Origin of the sequence: Moheibacter sediminis (genome assembly GCF_900176425.1) — a bacterium.
Taxonomy (GTDB): Bacteria; Bacteroidota; Bacteroidia; order Flavobacteriales; family Weeksellaceae; genus Moheibacter; species Moheibacter sediminis.
Map to the genome: position 1 here is coordinate 334,141 of NZ_FWXS01000002.1, position 14,195 is coordinate 348,335.

General features: G+C 35.8%; 15 protein-coding genes. 6 read left to right on the forward strand and 9 right to left on the reverse strand.

Annotation, left to right across the window (positions count from 1 at the left end):
• From B8977_RS04490 to B8977_RS04500, 3 genes are all read left to right on the forward strand, one after another.
• Entirely contained in the window at positions 1-2,463 is a 2,463-nt protein-coding gene (locus B8977_RS04490) for a ligase-associated DNA damage response DEXH box helicase (RefSeq protein ID WP_262494073.1), read from the forward strand.
• Positions 2,460-3,101, forward strand: coding sequence for a ligase-associated DNA damage response endonuclease PdeM (pdeM, locus tag B8977_RS04495; protein ID WP_084016480.1), 642 nt, complete (start codon positions 2,460-2,462; stop codon positions 3,099-3,101). The genes B8977_RS04490 and pdeM overlap by 4 nt, the downstream gene beginning before the upstream one ends.
• A 147-nt stretch (positions 3,102-3,248) precedes the next feature.
• On the forward strand, positions 3,249-3,782 hold the full coding sequence (locus tag B8977_RS04500) for an adenine phosphoribosyltransferase (RefSeq protein ID WP_084016481.1): 534 nt from the start codon (positions 3,249-3,251) through the stop codon (positions 3,780-3,782).
• Between the two features lie 68 nt (positions 3,783-3,850).
• On the opposite strand, the gene B8977_RS04505 is transcribed toward B8977_RS04500, so the two are convergent.
• From B8977_RS04505 to B8977_RS04515, 3 genes are all read right to left on the reverse strand, one after another.
• Positions 3,851-4,384, reverse strand: a complete 534-nt coding sequence (locus B8977_RS04505) for a YciE/YciF ferroxidase family protein (RefSeq protein WP_084016482.1) — start codon at positions 4,382-4,384, stop codon at positions 3,851-3,853.
• Between the two features lie 96 nt (positions 4,385-4,480).
• Positions 4,481-5,605: an N-acetyltransferase gene (locus B8977_RS04510; protein WP_394334466.1), complete on the reverse strand. Its 1,125-nt coding sequence runs from the start codon at positions 5,603-5,605 to the stop codon at positions 4,481-4,483.
• A 20-nt stretch (positions 5,606-5,625) separates the two neighbouring features.
• Positions 5,626-7,080 (reverse strand): S41 family peptidase, encoded by a 1,455-nt coding sequence (locus B8977_RS04515; RefSeq protein ID WP_084016484.1) that lies wholly within the window; start codon positions 7,078-7,080, stop codon positions 5,626-5,628.
• 30 nt (positions 7,081-7,110) lie between these two features.
• Here B8977_RS04515 and B8977_RS04520 point away from each other — a divergent pair, with 30 nt between their 5' ends.
• Both B8977_RS04520 and B8977_RS04525 read left to right on the forward strand, forming a co-directional pair.
• Positions 7,111-7,626: a hypothetical protein gene (locus B8977_RS04520; protein WP_084016485.1), complete on the forward strand. Its 516-nt coding sequence runs from the start codon at positions 7,111-7,113 to the stop codon at positions 7,624-7,626.
• 6 nt (positions 7,627-7,632) lie between these two features.
• Positions 7,633-8,328: a zinc metallopeptidase gene (locus tag B8977_RS04525; protein ID WP_084016486.1), complete on the forward strand. Its 696-nt coding sequence runs from the start codon at positions 7,633-7,635 to the stop codon at positions 8,326-8,328.
• Between the two features lie 141 nt (positions 8,329-8,469).
• Here B8977_RS04525 and B8977_RS04530 read toward each other — a convergent pair whose 3' ends face one another.
• The 6 genes from B8977_RS04530 to B8977_RS04555 form a co-directional block, all read right to left on the reverse strand.
• Complete coding sequence (locus tag B8977_RS04530) at positions 8,470-9,624, reverse strand: homogentisate 1,2-dioxygenase (RefSeq protein WP_084016487.1); 1,155 nt, start codon at positions 9,622-9,624, stop codon at positions 8,470-8,472.
• A 68-nt stretch (positions 9,625-9,692) separates the two neighbouring features.
• A complete protein-coding gene (locus B8977_RS04535; RefSeq protein WP_084016488.1) occupies positions 9,693-10,094 on the reverse strand; it encodes a CCC motif membrane protein in 402 nt (133 codons plus the stop codon).
• Positions 10,091-10,381, reverse strand: coding sequence for a DUF2752 domain-containing protein (locus tag B8977_RS04540; protein ID WP_084016489.1), 291 nt, complete (start codon positions 10,379-10,381; stop codon positions 10,091-10,093). Before B8977_RS04540 ends, B8977_RS04535 begins: the two co-directional genes overlap by 4 nt.
• The gene (locus B8977_RS04545; RefSeq protein WP_084016490.1) at positions 10,382-10,882 is read right to left on the reverse strand and encodes a tetratricopeptide repeat protein; all 501 of its coding nucleotides are present in this window, start codon (positions 10,880-10,882) and stop codon (positions 10,382-10,384) included. It lies immediately after the preceding gene.
• Between the two features lie 27 nt (positions 10,883-10,909).
• Positions 10,910-11,767, reverse strand: coding sequence for a T9SS type A sorting domain-containing protein (locus B8977_RS04550; RefSeq protein ID WP_084016491.1), 858 nt, complete (start codon positions 11,765-11,767; stop codon positions 10,910-10,912).
• Positions 11,768-11,798: 31 nt separating this feature from the next.
• Positions 11,799-13,007 (reverse strand): RsmB/NOP family class I SAM-dependent RNA methyltransferase, encoded by a 1,209-nt coding sequence (locus B8977_RS04555; RefSeq protein WP_084016492.1) that lies wholly within the window; start codon positions 13,005-13,007, stop codon positions 11,799-11,801.
• 183 nt (positions 13,008-13,190) lie between these two features.
• Here B8977_RS04555 and B8977_RS04560 point away from each other — a divergent pair, with 183 nt between their 5' ends.
• Positions 13,191-14,165: a 2-hydroxyacid dehydrogenase gene (locus B8977_RS04560; RefSeq protein ID WP_084016493.1), complete on the forward strand. Its 975-nt coding sequence runs from the start codon at positions 13,191-13,193 to the stop codon at positions 14,163-14,165.
• Positions 14,166-14,195 lie beyond the last annotated feature (30 nt).

The following is a 14,195-nucleotide window of genomic DNA, read 5'->3' on the forward strand; positions in this document are numbered from 1 at the left end:
TTGAAAGAGAAATTCCAAAATACAGACGGTTACACGATCATTGCCGATTGGATGGAATCAAAGGGAAATCAACCTTTTGAATTTCAATCCAAAACATGGGAGAAATTGAACAATGGGTATAGCGGAATGGTGATTGCGCCGACTGGTTTTGGGAAAACTTTTTCTGTTTTTTTAGGAGTTCTGATTGATTTTATGAATCATCCTGAAAAATATGAAAAAGGCTTAAAATTGGTTTGGATAACTCCGCTTCGTTCACTGGCCAAAGATTTGGGTCGGGCGATGCAAGAAGCGATTGATGAAATTGGCTTGGATTGGACGGTAGAAGTTCGAAATGGAGATACAGAGATTAAAGACAAACAGCGGCAAACGCGCCAAATGCCTGATGTGCTTTTGGTCACACCGGAAAGCCTTCATTTGCTTTTAGCACAAAAAGGAAGAGAGCGTTTTTTCAAATCGTTGCATTGTGCAGCGGTTGATGAATGGCACGAATTATTAGGTTCCAAACGCGGCGTGATGGTGGAACTGGCTTTGGCATATTTGAAAAGCCAGCACCCTAAAATCAAGGTTTGGGGAATTACCGCAACCATCGGTAATCTTGAGGAAGCCATGAATGTTTTGCTTCCAAATTTTAAAAAGAAAGTGAAAATTCTAGCCAAAGAAAAAAAGAAAATAGAAATCATTCCGGTTTATCCTGAGGAAGTAGAAGTACTTCCCTGGGCTGGACATCTTGGCGGAAAGTTGGTCAATCAGGTCGTTCCCATCATTTTAAATAGCCAAACGACTATTGTTTTTACGAACACGCGAAGCCAAAGCGAAGCTTGGTATCAATTGTTATTGGAAGCTTATCCTGATTTTGCAGGGCAGATTGCCTTGCACCACAGTTCCATCGACGGAAATATCAGACAGTGGATTGAAGATGCGTTGAGCGAAGGAAAACTCAAAGCGGTTGTCTCTACTTCATCTCTTGATTTAGGAGTGGATTTCAAACCGGTAGATACAGTTATTCAAATTGGCTCTGCGAAAGGTGTTGCTCGCTTTATGCAGCGGGCGGGAAGGAGCGGACATTCGCCATTTGAAGTTTCTAAAATTTATTTCGTTCCGACGCATTCTTTGGAATTAATTGAAGTTGCTGCCTTAAAAGAAGCTGTGAAAACCCAAACCATCGAAAACCGCGAACCGATGGTACAGACTTTTGATGTTTTGGTTCAGTTTCTGGTTACATTAGCATTGGGCGGCGGTTTTAAAGAAGATGAACTTTTTGATGTAATTCGAAATTCTCATGCATTTAGTTTTATGAGCATAGAAGAGTGGGAGTGGTGCATTTTTTTCATTACATCAGGCGGAAAAATTGGTGCAAATTATGATGAATTCCATAAAGTAATCAAATCTGAAGAAGGATTATTAATTGTAAAAAGCAGAAAAATTGCAATGCTTCATCGAATGAATCTCGGTGTGATTGTAAGCGATGCCATGTTGCGTGTGAAATTCATTTCAGGTGGTTACATCGGAATGATTGAAGAATATTTCGTTTCAAAATTAAAACCCGGAAATAAATTTATTTTGGCCGGACGCGTTTTGGAATTCCTAAGAATCAAAGAAATGACCGCTTATGTAAAATTATCTTCAGGAAGGGCAATCACACCGAGCTGGTTGGGAGGAAGGCTTCCGTTGAGTTCAAATCTGAGTCATTTTTTACGGCAAAAATTAGCCCAATCCACGCATCCGAATTCAAAGGAAAAAGAATTGCAGTTCCTGCATCCATTAGTTTCCCGACAAAATGAACATTCGCACATCCCGGCTGAAGATGAATTTTTAGTAGAATTGATCAAAACCCGCGAAGGCTATCATTTATTTATGTATCCGTTCGAAGGGCGTTTGGTGCATGAAGTGATGTCTGCACTCATCGCTTACCGCATCAGTAAATTGTATCCGATCAGTTTTTCGATGGCGATGAATGATTATGGATTTGAATTATTTTCAGATTCTGAAATTAAATTAAACAAAGAAGAATTGCATCAAATTTTAAATATCGAAAATCTCACACAAGATTTGTTAAGCAGTATAAATGCCACAGAAATGGCACGCAGGAAATTTCGTGATATTGCCGTGATTTCGGGATTGGTTATTCAGACTTTGCCCGGAGCACAGCGGACCAATAAATCATTGCAATCTTCGGCGGGGATTATATTTAAGGTTTTGGAAGAGCACGACCCTGAAAATCTTTTGTTGAAACAGGCTTACAGTGAAGTTTTTAATCAGCAGTTGGAAGAATATCGTTTGCGTACAGCATTTGAAAGAATCAGCAAAAGCAAAATCATTTATAAATTTGCAACTGCGTTTACGCCCCTTAGTTTTCCTATAAAAGTCGATAGTTTGCGTCAATCTTTGTCAAGTGAGGATTTATCAGCACGCATTCGAAAATTGCAAGAAAGAAGCATCAATTCAACCAAAAGAAAAAAATGAATTTAGTAGAAAAATCTATATTTTTTGCAAATGAAAATTTGACTTTAACTAATCAAAGAGTTGTGTATTGGGCAAGTAAAAACATATTGATTTTGTCTGATTTACATTTGGGAAAGGCAGCACATTTTCGGAAAAATGGAATTCCGGTTCCCGTTCAAATCAGTTTAGAAGATTTAAATCGGTTAAACCTTTTGATCAATTATTTTCAACCTAAGCAAGTTTTGATAGTAGGGGATTTGATTCATGCAGGCGCTAATAATGAATTGGATTTTTTCAAAGAATTAATTCAAAATCACCATCAAACCAAATTCATTTTAATTAAAGGTAATCATGACAGAATTTCAGAAAATAAATTAAATTCTTTAGGCATTTACCATATTTTTAAAGAATTAGTAATAGATAATTTGCATTTCATTCATCAGCCCGAAAGTAGTAAATACCAAACCATCAGCGGACATGTTCATCCTGGGATAAACGTTGAATTTGCGACAAAAAGAATGCGTTTTCCATGTTATGTCGTGACAGAAAATCAACTGATTTTACCCGCTTTTAGCGCTTTCACAGGATTAGACGCTTCATCTATTTTAGAAAATCAAATTTGTTATGCTTTTCATGAAGAAGGAATTTTTGAAATTTAATTAATATTATAAATTGAATTTTTAAATTATTTGAACTCTTAGTTTCATTCATCCTTAAACTTGAAGAAATTAAATTTAACTATTTGTTACAAAGTCTTTACTATGCCACAAAATCATTAGCTTTACAGCGATTAAATCAAAAATTAAATGAATAATTCATTTGCCCAAAAAATTGATGAGAACATCGCACGTGTAGCAGATTTTCCACAACAGGGAATTCAATATAAAGACATTACTACATTGTTTCAAAATCCGGAATTATGCGGAGAAATCACTGATACTTTTGCCGAATTCAGCCGAGGAAAAGTGGATGTGGTTTGCGGTATCGAAAGCCGTGGGTTTCTCTTTGGGATTATGATTGCACAAAAACTAAATGTGCCTTTTGTACTGATTAGAAAACAAGGAAAACTTCCTCCTCCGACGATTTCTCAATCGTATGATTTGGAATATGGAAGCGCTACAATAGAAGTTCAGCCGCAATATATCCACAAAGGAATGCGTGCGCTCATTCATGATGACGTATTGGCAACGGGCGGAACTGCCGAAGCTTCTGCCGCTTTAATCGAAAAATGCGGTGGAATCGTTACACAATTTAGCTTCATAGCAGAATTATCTTTCCTAAATGGAAGAGAAAAATTGAATAAATTTACGAGTGAAATTCAGGGACTAGTCAGTTATTAATAAAAATAAATTTCCCTTGCCCGAAATTTATTCAAACAAGGGAAATTCAAAAGACTAAATAAAATAATTTATCTGGCTTTTAAATTTATTTCAGAAGTTGCAAGTTTAGATAAGTCTTTGTCACAAGCTTTTTCTTCTTTCAAAATAGCTTCCAACAAATCTTTTGCTTCTTTTTCTTTGAGCAATTTCGCATATGCAACAAGTGTTCCATAAGAAGCAATTTCATAGTGTTCAACTTTCTGAGCAGCGGCAATAATAGCAGCATCTCTTACAGCTCCGGGTTCTGTTTCCTCCAAAATCCCATCGGCTTCTTTGAGCAAACCATCCATCGCATCACATTTCACAGCAACCACTTTTTCACCAAGTGCTTTGAATGTAGATTCAACTTTTTTCACATGACCTTTTGTTTCCGTCAAATGACTTTGAATGGCTTTTTTGAGTTTGGAAGAAGTAGCATTGTTTTTCATCTTCGGAAGACTTTTTACTAACTCTTTTTCTGCCCAGTAGATGTCTTTAAGCCCATCTACCATGAAATCTTTAAGTTGTTCTGCAGCATCCTTTTTCGGAGCTACTTTTCCTTTTGTAGTTTGTTTTGATGCCATATTTTAATAGTTTTAAATTTCTAACTATATGACACTTAACCATTTTTCATGCCAGAATAATTTATCTGAAAATGATCCGGATGTATATTCTTTTAATTAAATATTCTTTTTAAAAGTCTTTCTTCTTTTATGTAAAACGGGATTGTAATCTGTCCAAAGTGCCTGTACGCTTTGGTTATCTTCTAATTCGGGATTGGTTTCCAGCCATTTGATATTGTGTTTTTTGAAAGTGTTAAACATTTCCAGAAATATAATAGCTGTCACGCCTTTTCGTTGGTATTTCGGATGAACGCCAATAAGCACGAATTCGACGATATCATTTTTCTTTTGTGCTTTTAGTAAATGGTACCAACCCAGTGGAAATAAACTTCCTTTTGCTTTCTGAAGAGCCTTTGCGTAAGAAGGCATCGTAATTGCAAATGCGCACAATTCACCCTCGCCGTCTTCTATAAATGTAATGAATTCAGGATTTAAAATAGTCGAATACTTCTTGGCATAAAATGCTTTTTGTTCTTCTGATATAGGCACAAAAGTTTCTAAATCTTTGTAAGACTCTTCCAGCAAATCAAAAACCGGTTTGATATAAGGCTGCATATCTTTCGGGCTTTTAAACTGAAGTATTTTCAATTTATAACGCTCAGTTACCAGCTTGGCAAAATCGTAGATTTTTTGTTGAAGCGTTTCGGGAGCGGTCAGGTAATTTTCCACCCATTCCTTTTCTTTTTCAAATCCTAATTGCTCAAGATGGTTTGGATAATATTCATAATTATAAATCCCGATGGCAGTTGCAATTTTATCAAAACCAAAAGTGAGCATCCCGGCTTTTTCGAGATTGGAAGCACCCATCGGACCTTCCATGTATTTAAGGTTATTGGCCTTCGCAATTTCTTCCACTTTTGCAAAAAGTGATTTGGTGACTTCGATATCATCGATCACATCGAAAAATCCGAACCGGATTTTAGGAATTTTCAATTCTTTTGTTTCAATTCTGTTGATGAAAACTGCAATTCGCCCGGCAATTTTTTCATTTTTATATGCAAGGAAATAACGGGCTTCGGCTTGTTTAAGTGCCGGATTTTTTTCAGAATCAAGTGCATTTAATTCCTCATTGATTAATGGGGGAACAAAATAAGGGTTGTTTTTATAAAGTTCAAACTGGAATTTTACAAATTCTTTTAACTCGTTTCTTGTGTAGATTTCTTTTATTTCGATGCTCATAATGGTCGGCAAAGATAGGGAAACTATGGATTTAGATTAAATCCCTTATCTAAATATAATTCAGTCCCGAATTGTTCCATCGTTTTAGAAGTTTTAAATAATTCCTGATTGGTAAATATAGGAATTGGAGAAGTCTTCGGAGCTCCGGTAATCAAAGTGATTGCTTGATTTAATAATGGCTCTTCCAAACTTCCTAATTGCGGTAAATTTTCTAAATAACTGATTTCATTGATTTCATGATCGGGAACAATTCCTTGTGTGGGTGAGGCTTGATTTTGAGAATTTCTGTATTCAAAAACAATGGGCTGCATTGCCCATTTGTGAGCGTTGCTGATGCCGTCAGTCGAAGTATAGTAGGATGAAGGCGAGTCATAAAGCGTGATGGAACCCACCGTTTTACCATAAGTCTGCATGCCAATTGTGACTACGTTGATGTAAGGTTTCAGACAGCTGATGAGCATTTCACTTGCGGAAGCTGAACCTCTGGTCGTCAATACATACACTTCACTCAAATTTAAATTTGTAAGATTAAATGTTCCGGTTTGCTGTAAATCATCATTGAACAATTTGGCAGTATTTTCAAATTTATAGGTTGAATTATTGTTAGACCTTTTTTGATTGTATGTCAATCTTGTAAAATCCTGTTGGTTAAATTGCCCTGTAACCATGCTCCCGAAATAAGCTGCAGTCTGTACAGAGCCTCCACCATTGTAACGCAAATCAATTACCAAATCTGTAATTCCCTGAGATTTTAATTGTGTGATGGCTTGATTGAGTTCATCATTGTAATTTGCACGAAAATTATTGTACATCAGGTATCCGATTTTATGTCCGTCCGATTCTATAACCGTTGAAATGTAAACCGGATTTTCATTGATTTGTGTTTTTGTAATTGAAATTTGTTCCTCTGAATTAAATAATTCTCCACTTTGCAAATAACCCATTCCGAATGTTGCGGACATTTCTCGTAAAAGCTGGGTGTAATTGGAATCTGTCAATTGTGTTCCGTTAATTCTTGTAAAAATATCACCTCGCTGAAATCCTGCATTAGCAGCCGGAGAATCAGGCAAAACATATTGAACGTAGCCAAACAAAGTACTCGAATTCGGCGTCAAACGAACAAGCCCGTAATCCATTCCGTAAGAAAAATTAATTCCGGCAAATGAATTATCCAATACTTCATAATCATCTACAATCCAAGAAAATCGGTCAGTATTGCCATAATCAAAAAGCAGACTATAAAACAATTCATCGGTTTGTTGAGAATTGAGAAAATTGGTATAATCCGCATCATTAGAAAAACGATTGTCTGCTAAATTTGGAGATTGTTCCTGCCAATAATACCAGGTATTCATTGCTTTCCACACGAAATCATTGACCGAGGTTGAAGGTCCCGGGGTATCATCGTCATCTTTGCAGCTTATGAAATTGATTGAAAATAAGATAGCTAAAAAAAAGTAAAGAAATTTGGTTTTCATGTTTAGAAAATTAAATCTATATTTAAAGGTATGGAAAAATTTATAAATTATTTCAAATTATGTCATTCTGACAAAGGAAGAATCCATTCCGAAACTTCGTTTCTTGTATTAATCTCAAATATCTTACCTCGGAATGACAATCGTTACCAATTCAAAATGCATATAAATTTTTTATTAATAGTTATTTCAGGATTGATTTTCTCTTGTCAAAAATCATCAATTCCAATAAAACCTGAAATTTTGACAGCCACGTATGAAATCAGAGCTCATTCTGAATTTGAAAGAGGTTTTGAACTTTTTTTGGTAATTGATAAAATTCCTGAAAATCCGATTATTAAAAGAATAGTCTTTCAGAATAAGCTTTTTGAGAATGTTCATTTTACTAAAATGACGGAAAATGAAATCTTTATCGAACAATATTTTCCAATTCAATCCAAAATGATTCAAGATTTTTCTCCACCCAAGACTGACACCCGTTCCGATGGAATAGTTTTTGAAGTAGATGGAAAAGAGTATTTTTACAAAGTAACCTTTAAATTAAAATAGAAAATTATGGTATTTGATCCACTTTATTTGGTAGTAATTGGTGTTCCGATGCTTGTGAGCATGTACATCAGCTATCAACTGAAAAACAAATTCAAACATTATTCAAAAGTTTATCTTGCAAATGGAATGAGCGGTAAAGAAATCGCTGAGAAGATGCTTGCAGATAACGGAATCTATGATGTGAAAGTAATTTCAACTCCAGGTCAACTGACCGATCATTATAATCCTGCTAACAAAACCGTTAATCTCTCTGAAGTGGTTTACCACGAAAGGAATGCGGCTGCGGCTGCGGTTGCAGCACACGAGGTTGGTCATGCAGTTCAGCATGCGAAAGGATATTCCTGGTTGGAAATGCGTTCCAAAATGGTGCCTGCAGTAAACATTTCAAGTAATCTATTGCAATGGGTTTTGATGGGAGGAATTGTTTTATTTTTCTCAGCGGGAATTCCCTACGTGTTGTATATTGGTATTGCGCTTTTTGCGGTAACGACCGCTTTTGCATTTGTAACTTTACCGGTTGAATATGATGCAAGTAACCGCGCTTTAGCTTGGTTGAAAGAACGAAATATGGTTTTGCCAAATGAATATGCAGGTGCACAAGATGCTTTGAAATGGGCAGCAAGAACTTATGTTGTAGCAGCGATTGCTTCTTTGGCTCAATTGCTTTATTTCATCATGATAGCAATGCGCGGAAGAGACTAAATTTTCCAGTAGAAATAAAAATATAACCTCGAAGATTCTAAAAACTTTCGAGGTTTTTTATTGGATTAATTCAAACAAAAAAAATCCCGCCTAAACGGGATTATATTAACAATTTAAATCTAATAATATGTAATGAAACTCTTATTCTAACCAGCTGGTTTTGTAAGAATCATCTTCCATATCCAATGCTTCTTGTGTGAGTTTCAGTGGATGAAACGGATCGACCATTACAGCTAATTCTTCAGTTTCAGTTTTTCCAATGCTTCGTTCCATTGCTCCCGGATGCGGCCCGTGTGGAATCCCACCCGGATGCAAAGTGAAGTAACCTTGCTCGATGTGGTTTCTACTCATGAAATCTCCATCCACGTAGTATAAAATTTCTTCCGAATCAATGTTGCTGTGGTTGTATGGCGCCGGAACCGATTTCGGATGGTAATCGTACAATCTCGGCACGAAGGAACAAACCACAAAGTTATTTGCTTCAAAATGCTGATGCACCGGAGGCGGCTGGTGAATGCGTCCTGTAATCGGTTCGAAATCGTGAATGGATGTCGCATATGGATAAAAATATCCGTCCCAACCCACTACATCAAAAGGATGCGTGGCATAAGTAATCGGATGAATCATTCCAGCTTTTTTGACTTTGATAAGGAATTCTCCTTTTTCGTCAATCGGTTCACGGAATTCAGGCATTTTGATGTCGCGTTCGCAAAATGGCGAGTGCTCCAAAAGCTGCCCGTATTTATTTCTGTAACGTTTTGGCGTTTCGATAGGAGAAAAGGATTCCACAAAAAACAAACGATTGTCTTCTGTGTCAAATTCAATCTGGTAAATCGTTCCTCTCGGGATAATCAAATAATCTCCGTACTCAAATTTAATGTCGCCCAAAAATGTTTTTAAAGTTCCGCTTCCTTTATGAATGAAAATCAATTCATCGCACTGACCATTTTTGTAAAAATAATCAGTCATTGACTTTTTAGGCGAAGCAACGCCCATAATCAAATCATTATTGAAAAATAAATTTTTCTTGGATTCCAAGAAATCATCCGTCGGCTTGGCTTCAAAGCCCTTGATACATCTTGGTGTGATGTTTTTTTCGATGGCAGCTTTTGGACTTACATCAATCGGTTCGCCAATGCTGATGATTTGCGTTGGGCGGTGAAGATGATAAAGTAATGATGAAATTCCACTAAAACCTTCCGTTCCAAATAATTGCTCATAACGGTACCTTCCATTTTCATCTTGAAAAACGGTATGTCTCTTGTTGGGAATCTCGCCTAATTTATGGTAGATCATTTTGAGTTTGTTTTGTCTGCATAAAATTAAGAAATCTAAATGTAAATTCCTCTTAACATTTTATGAAATTAATTATCGTTGTCAAAACTATTATTATGAGACTCAAAATTTTCAAGTTGTTGTCTATATTCTTCTAGGAAGGCTGGTTGAGCCAAAGCTCCAATTAAGAAAAGTATAGAGATAAATAAACCTATTCCATTTAAAACGGTACCGATAATTGCCAAAACTCTGGCTGTTTTTGTATTTTGGAAACTTGTTGCGCTATATATCCCTTGTGAGGAATTGTATGTTTGTAAGGATTTGGAACTCAATATCCAGGCAGTAATACCTAAAATAATTCCGGGTATGATTGTAAAAAGACCGCAACAACAGCCTAAAATAACAAATAAGATAGAACCAATCGCCAATATAAGTGCCAATGGGTCATTTGGTAATTTGTTCTGTGATTCAAATTGATTAAAATCGTTCATAATTGTGGAAATTTAATTAAATAATTTATGATAATAATTAAGATTGTTAATATAAAACTTATTTTAAGAAGTCTGAGCGTTTTTAAATTTCCTTTGTAGGAATGTATAGCCAAAACACCCAAGGTAAAAAATAAAGGAATCAAACCGGGATACATTTTTATAGATTCGATAAAATCTCCATTGATAAGCAATTCAAAACTCCTTTGAATTCCACATCCGGGACATTCTACTCCGGTTTTTTCTTTGATTTGACAAGATAATTTTGGAAGTGTAATTAATACCAGCATTTAAAAAAGTTTTTCCCAAAAGCTCATTTTGGATTTTACGCGGTTGATTTCACTTTCCAGTAACGTGAAAAATTCTTTATTGAAACAGACTTTTTGTGCGTACTGGTAGTAATTTATTGCCATTTTATATTGCTGTCTGTGTTCGGCAATTTTTCCTTTTTGGTAATTTAAAGTGGATTTGTCTGCGCCATTGGTATTTAATCCTTCTTCGATAACTTTTTCGGCTTCTTCGAAATGACCAAATTCAATCAGTAAATAACCATAATTCACATAAGCGACAGGATAGGTTCCTTTGCAGAATTTGATGGCTAAACTATAGTGTTGCTTTGCTCGGTCAAAATCTTTGATTTTGGTTTCGTAAATCCAGCCGAGATGATTGTGCGCACGTCCGTAACCTGGATCGATGGAAAGAATTTCTTCCAATAAATCTTTTGCACCTGACATATCGCGCTCGTCAATGGCTTTGCTTACTTCCAAAAAAAGATTCTCTACATCCTGCATTTTATCAAAATCTGAAAACAAATTTAATTATTTGTTTTTAATCAGCTTAATTGTTTCTGATTTATTGTTTTTGTAATTGATTTTTAAGAAATAAACGGCATTGTTGAGTGAACTTAATTTAGAATTCAATTCGTCTAAGTTTTTGTTTGTAGAAATTAATTTTCCTTGTAAATCAAATAATTGAAGTTCTTTAATTTCTTTTGAATTTTGAATTTGGATTTTATCAGAGAATGGATTGGGAAAAATTTGAGATTTATTATTTGCCATTTCAATAATATTTAAAATGGGATTAAAATCTTCTAGAGAATAATAATGTTCTAAAGTAATGAGCGTAAATAAGCCATGTGAACCACCAATCCCTTCATATATTATTAAATCATCATCCTGGTGATTTGTTTGAAACGTTTTTACATTTTCTAACCCGTAATGATTTTCATAATTTATTGATGTAACAATTGTTGGGTGTTGAAATCCAAAATTTGGAGAAAAACCTTGCGTAGGAATTGTATCTCCAACTTCTATATCAAAATTGTACAAAAGGAATTCGACTTCATAATCACGATAATAGATGTATATATTTTTTTCTTCTAAATTTTCATGTAAATAAATACTTGAATCATACCATTCTCCCCATTCTCCATAATCAGGTCCAAATTCGTGACCTATTCGTGTCCTTATTTCTAAATTTATATATTCTTTTTCGTTGTGATTTATTGTTTGGTCGTTTAGTCTAATTTCATTTTGATAACGATAGTAACCACCTCCACCATCACTTATTGATTCGGAAGTTGTCCAGAGATTATTATTGTCTAACAAAGGACGATATTCCTGCCCAAAAAGAATTGAGCCGGAAAGTAAGATAAAAAGAGTGTAGAGTTTTTTCATAAGGGTTTAGAATTAATTAACTCCGATAAAGTTAACTAATTCTCTCCAAATAAGCCATATAAAATCCGTCAAAGCCGGTTTGTGATGGAAGCAATTGTTTTTCTCTTACCAATTTAAATTCAGGGTGATTTTCTAAAAATATTTCGACTTGATTTTGATTTTCACTTGGCAAAATTGAGCAGGTAGCATATACCATTGCACCGCTAACTTTGACAATTTTGCAATACTCGTCCAAGATTTTAGCCTGTTCCTTTTTTACACTATCGATGAATTCCTGAGAAAGTTTCCATTTTGCATCAGGATTTCTGCTAAGTACTCCCAGTCCGCTGCAAGGTGCATCGATGAGCAGTCTATCAGCAGTATTTTCCATTTTTTTGACAACTTTGGATGAATCAATTACTTTGGTTTGGATGTTTTGTGCGCCGTTTCTTTTGGCTCTTTTTTTCAATTCCAGCAATTTCCATTCGTGGATGTCCAACCCATAAATCTGACCTTTGTTCTCCGTCAAAGCAGCCAGGTGCAAAGCTTTTCCACCGGCACCCGCACAAGCATCAACCACCCGCATTCCTGGCTGTACATTCAAGTAAGGAGAAATCAGCTGTGAACCTGCATCCTGCACTTCAAACCATCCGTTTTGAAAAGCTTCCGTTTTGAAGATGTTTGCCTTTTGCGCCAATTCCAAAGCGTCCGGATATTTAGATAAAATCTCTGATTCGATGCCTTCTTCTTTCAATTTTCTTTGCAAAGTTTTACGGTCGGTTTTCAACGTATTGGTACGGATTACAGCAGGCGAAGGAACATTCATCACATCGATTTCCGTTTCCCATTGTTTGCCCAATTCTTTCATTCCCAATTGGTTTAACCAATCTGGAATAGAAGCTTTTACAGCGAAATTTCTATCAGTTGCCGCATGGTTTTTTTTCAGGACTTCTCTTTGGTCTATTTTTTTGAATTCGTCCCAATAAGGCAGTTTTTCATCATTGAGTGAAAACCAGGTGCCTACAAATTCCCAAAGGTTATCAGGAGAAACTTCTTTGCCCATCGATGCTTCGATCATGCGTTTCCAGCGAACGGTGTCATAAACAGTTTCGGCGATGAAAGCACGGTCACGGCTACCCCATTTTTTGTTGGATTTCAACATTTTTTCCAATTCGCGGTCTGCATATTTGTGGTTAAAAAATATGTTGTTCAAAGTTTCGGTAATCCCGATAAACAAATTCTTGTAAGCTAAAATCTTCATGGCGCAAAAGTACAAAATCTGTAAGACAAATTCTCTTTTGAAATATTAACGGTAAATAATAGCCCCGATAGCAGCGACATCCTTTTTTGGCGGTCTGAAAGACAAGACAAAAAAGATACAGCGGATAGCGGGATTGGCTCCTAAAATTTAATTGAATAAATTAGAAAGTGATAAATTTATGGAATGAAAGTATTTGCAACGAGAAAAGTCCCGAAAATCACCCGAGAATTATTAGAACAAAATCAAATAGAATTAGACGAATGGCATGAAAATCATTCGATTACGAAACACGAATTGATGGAATTGATTCCGGGTTATGATGGGATTTTTGTAATGAGTACGCAATTTGACCGCGAAATCATTGAATTTTCAAGTAAAAATATCAAAGCGCTTTCTTTGCTTTCCGTCGGATTTGAGAATGTAGATGTGAAAGCGGCGACCGAATTTGGAATTCCGGTGAGCAATACACCTGATGTTTTGAGTGAATCGACAGCTGATATTGCTTTTTTGTTGATGCAAAATGTAGCCCGAAAAGCTTTTTTCAATTATAAAAGGGTTTTAGACGGAAATTGGAAACGGGAATTCAATGACCATTTGGGATTTGATTTGAGCGGAAAAACTTTGGGGGTTTTTGGTTTGGGTAGAATTGGTTTTGTGACAGCGAAGCGCAGCAAAGCCGCATTTGACATGAACATCATTTACCACAACCGTTCTCGAAATGAAGAAGTTGAAAATGAATTAAATGCAAAATATGTTTCATTTGATGAATTGTTGGCACAAAGTGATGTGATTTCGATTCATTCCGCTTTGACACCCGAAACGGAGATGATTTTTAACAAAGACGCATTTCAGAAAATGAAAAATTCAGCAGTCATCATCAATACTTCGCGCGGAAAAGTTATCGATGAAAAAGCTTTGTATGAAGCTTTGAAATCAGGTAAAATTTGGGGAGCAGGCTTGGATGTGACCGATCCGGAGCCGATGTCTGCTGATAATCCTCTGCTTGCTTTGGAAAATGTTGCTGTTCTTCCACATATCGGTTCTGCAACTAAAGAAACAAGGACTGCGATGGGTAAATTGGCGGTGGAAAATATGATTTTGGCGTTGAATGGAAAAAGAATGAAAACTCCTGTAAATCCTGAAGTTTATGAAGATTAAATTCAAATTCATACTTTTGCCAGAGTTTTC

Coding starts and splice junctions, on each gene's coding strand:
- pdeM (WP_084016480.1), top strand. CDS start 2,460: ATGAATTTAGTAGAAAAATCTATATTTTTTGCAAATGAAAATTTGACT.
- B8977_RS04500 (WP_084016481.1), top strand. CDS start 3,249: ATGAATAATTCATTTGCCCAAAAAATTGATGAGAACATCGCACGTGTA.
- B8977_RS04505 (WP_084016482.1), bottom strand. CDS start 4,384: ATGGCATCAAAACAAACTACAAAAGGAAAAGTAGCTCCGAAAAAGGAT.
- B8977_RS04515 (WP_084016484.1), bottom strand. CDS start 7,080: ATGAAAACCAAATTTCTTTACTTTTTTTTAGCTATCTTATTTTCAATC.
- B8977_RS04520 (WP_084016485.1), top strand. CDS start 7,111: ATGGAAAAATTTATAAATTATTTCAAATTATGTCATTCTGACAAAGGA.
- B8977_RS04525 (WP_084016486.1), top strand. CDS start 7,633: ATGGTATTTGATCCACTTTATTTGGTAGTAATTGGTGTTCCGATGCTT.
- B8977_RS04530 (WP_084016487.1), bottom strand. CDS start 9,624: ATGATCTACCATAAATTAGGCGAGATTCCCAACAAGAGACATACCGTT.
- B8977_RS04535 (WP_084016488.1), bottom strand. CDS start 10,094: ATGAACGATTTTAATCAATTTGAATCACAGAACAAATTACCAAATGAC.
- B8977_RS04540 (WP_084016489.1), bottom strand. CDS start 10,381: ATGCTGGTATTAATTACACTTCCAAAATTATCTTGTCAAATCAAAGAA.
- B8977_RS04545 (WP_084016490.1), bottom strand. CDS start 10,882: ATGCAGGATGTAGAGAATCTTTTTTTGGAAGTAAGCAAAGCCATTGAC.
- B8977_RS04550 (WP_084016491.1), bottom strand. CDS start 11,767: ATGAAAAAACTCTACACTCTTTTTATCTTACTTTCCGGCTCAATTCTT.
- B8977_RS04555 (WP_084016492.1), bottom strand. CDS start 13,007: ATGAAGATTTTAGCTTACAAGAATTTGTTTATCGGGATTACCGAAACT.
- B8977_RS04560 (WP_084016493.1), top strand. CDS start 13,191: ATGAAAGTATTTGCAACGAGAAAAGTCCCGAAAATCACCCGAGAATTA.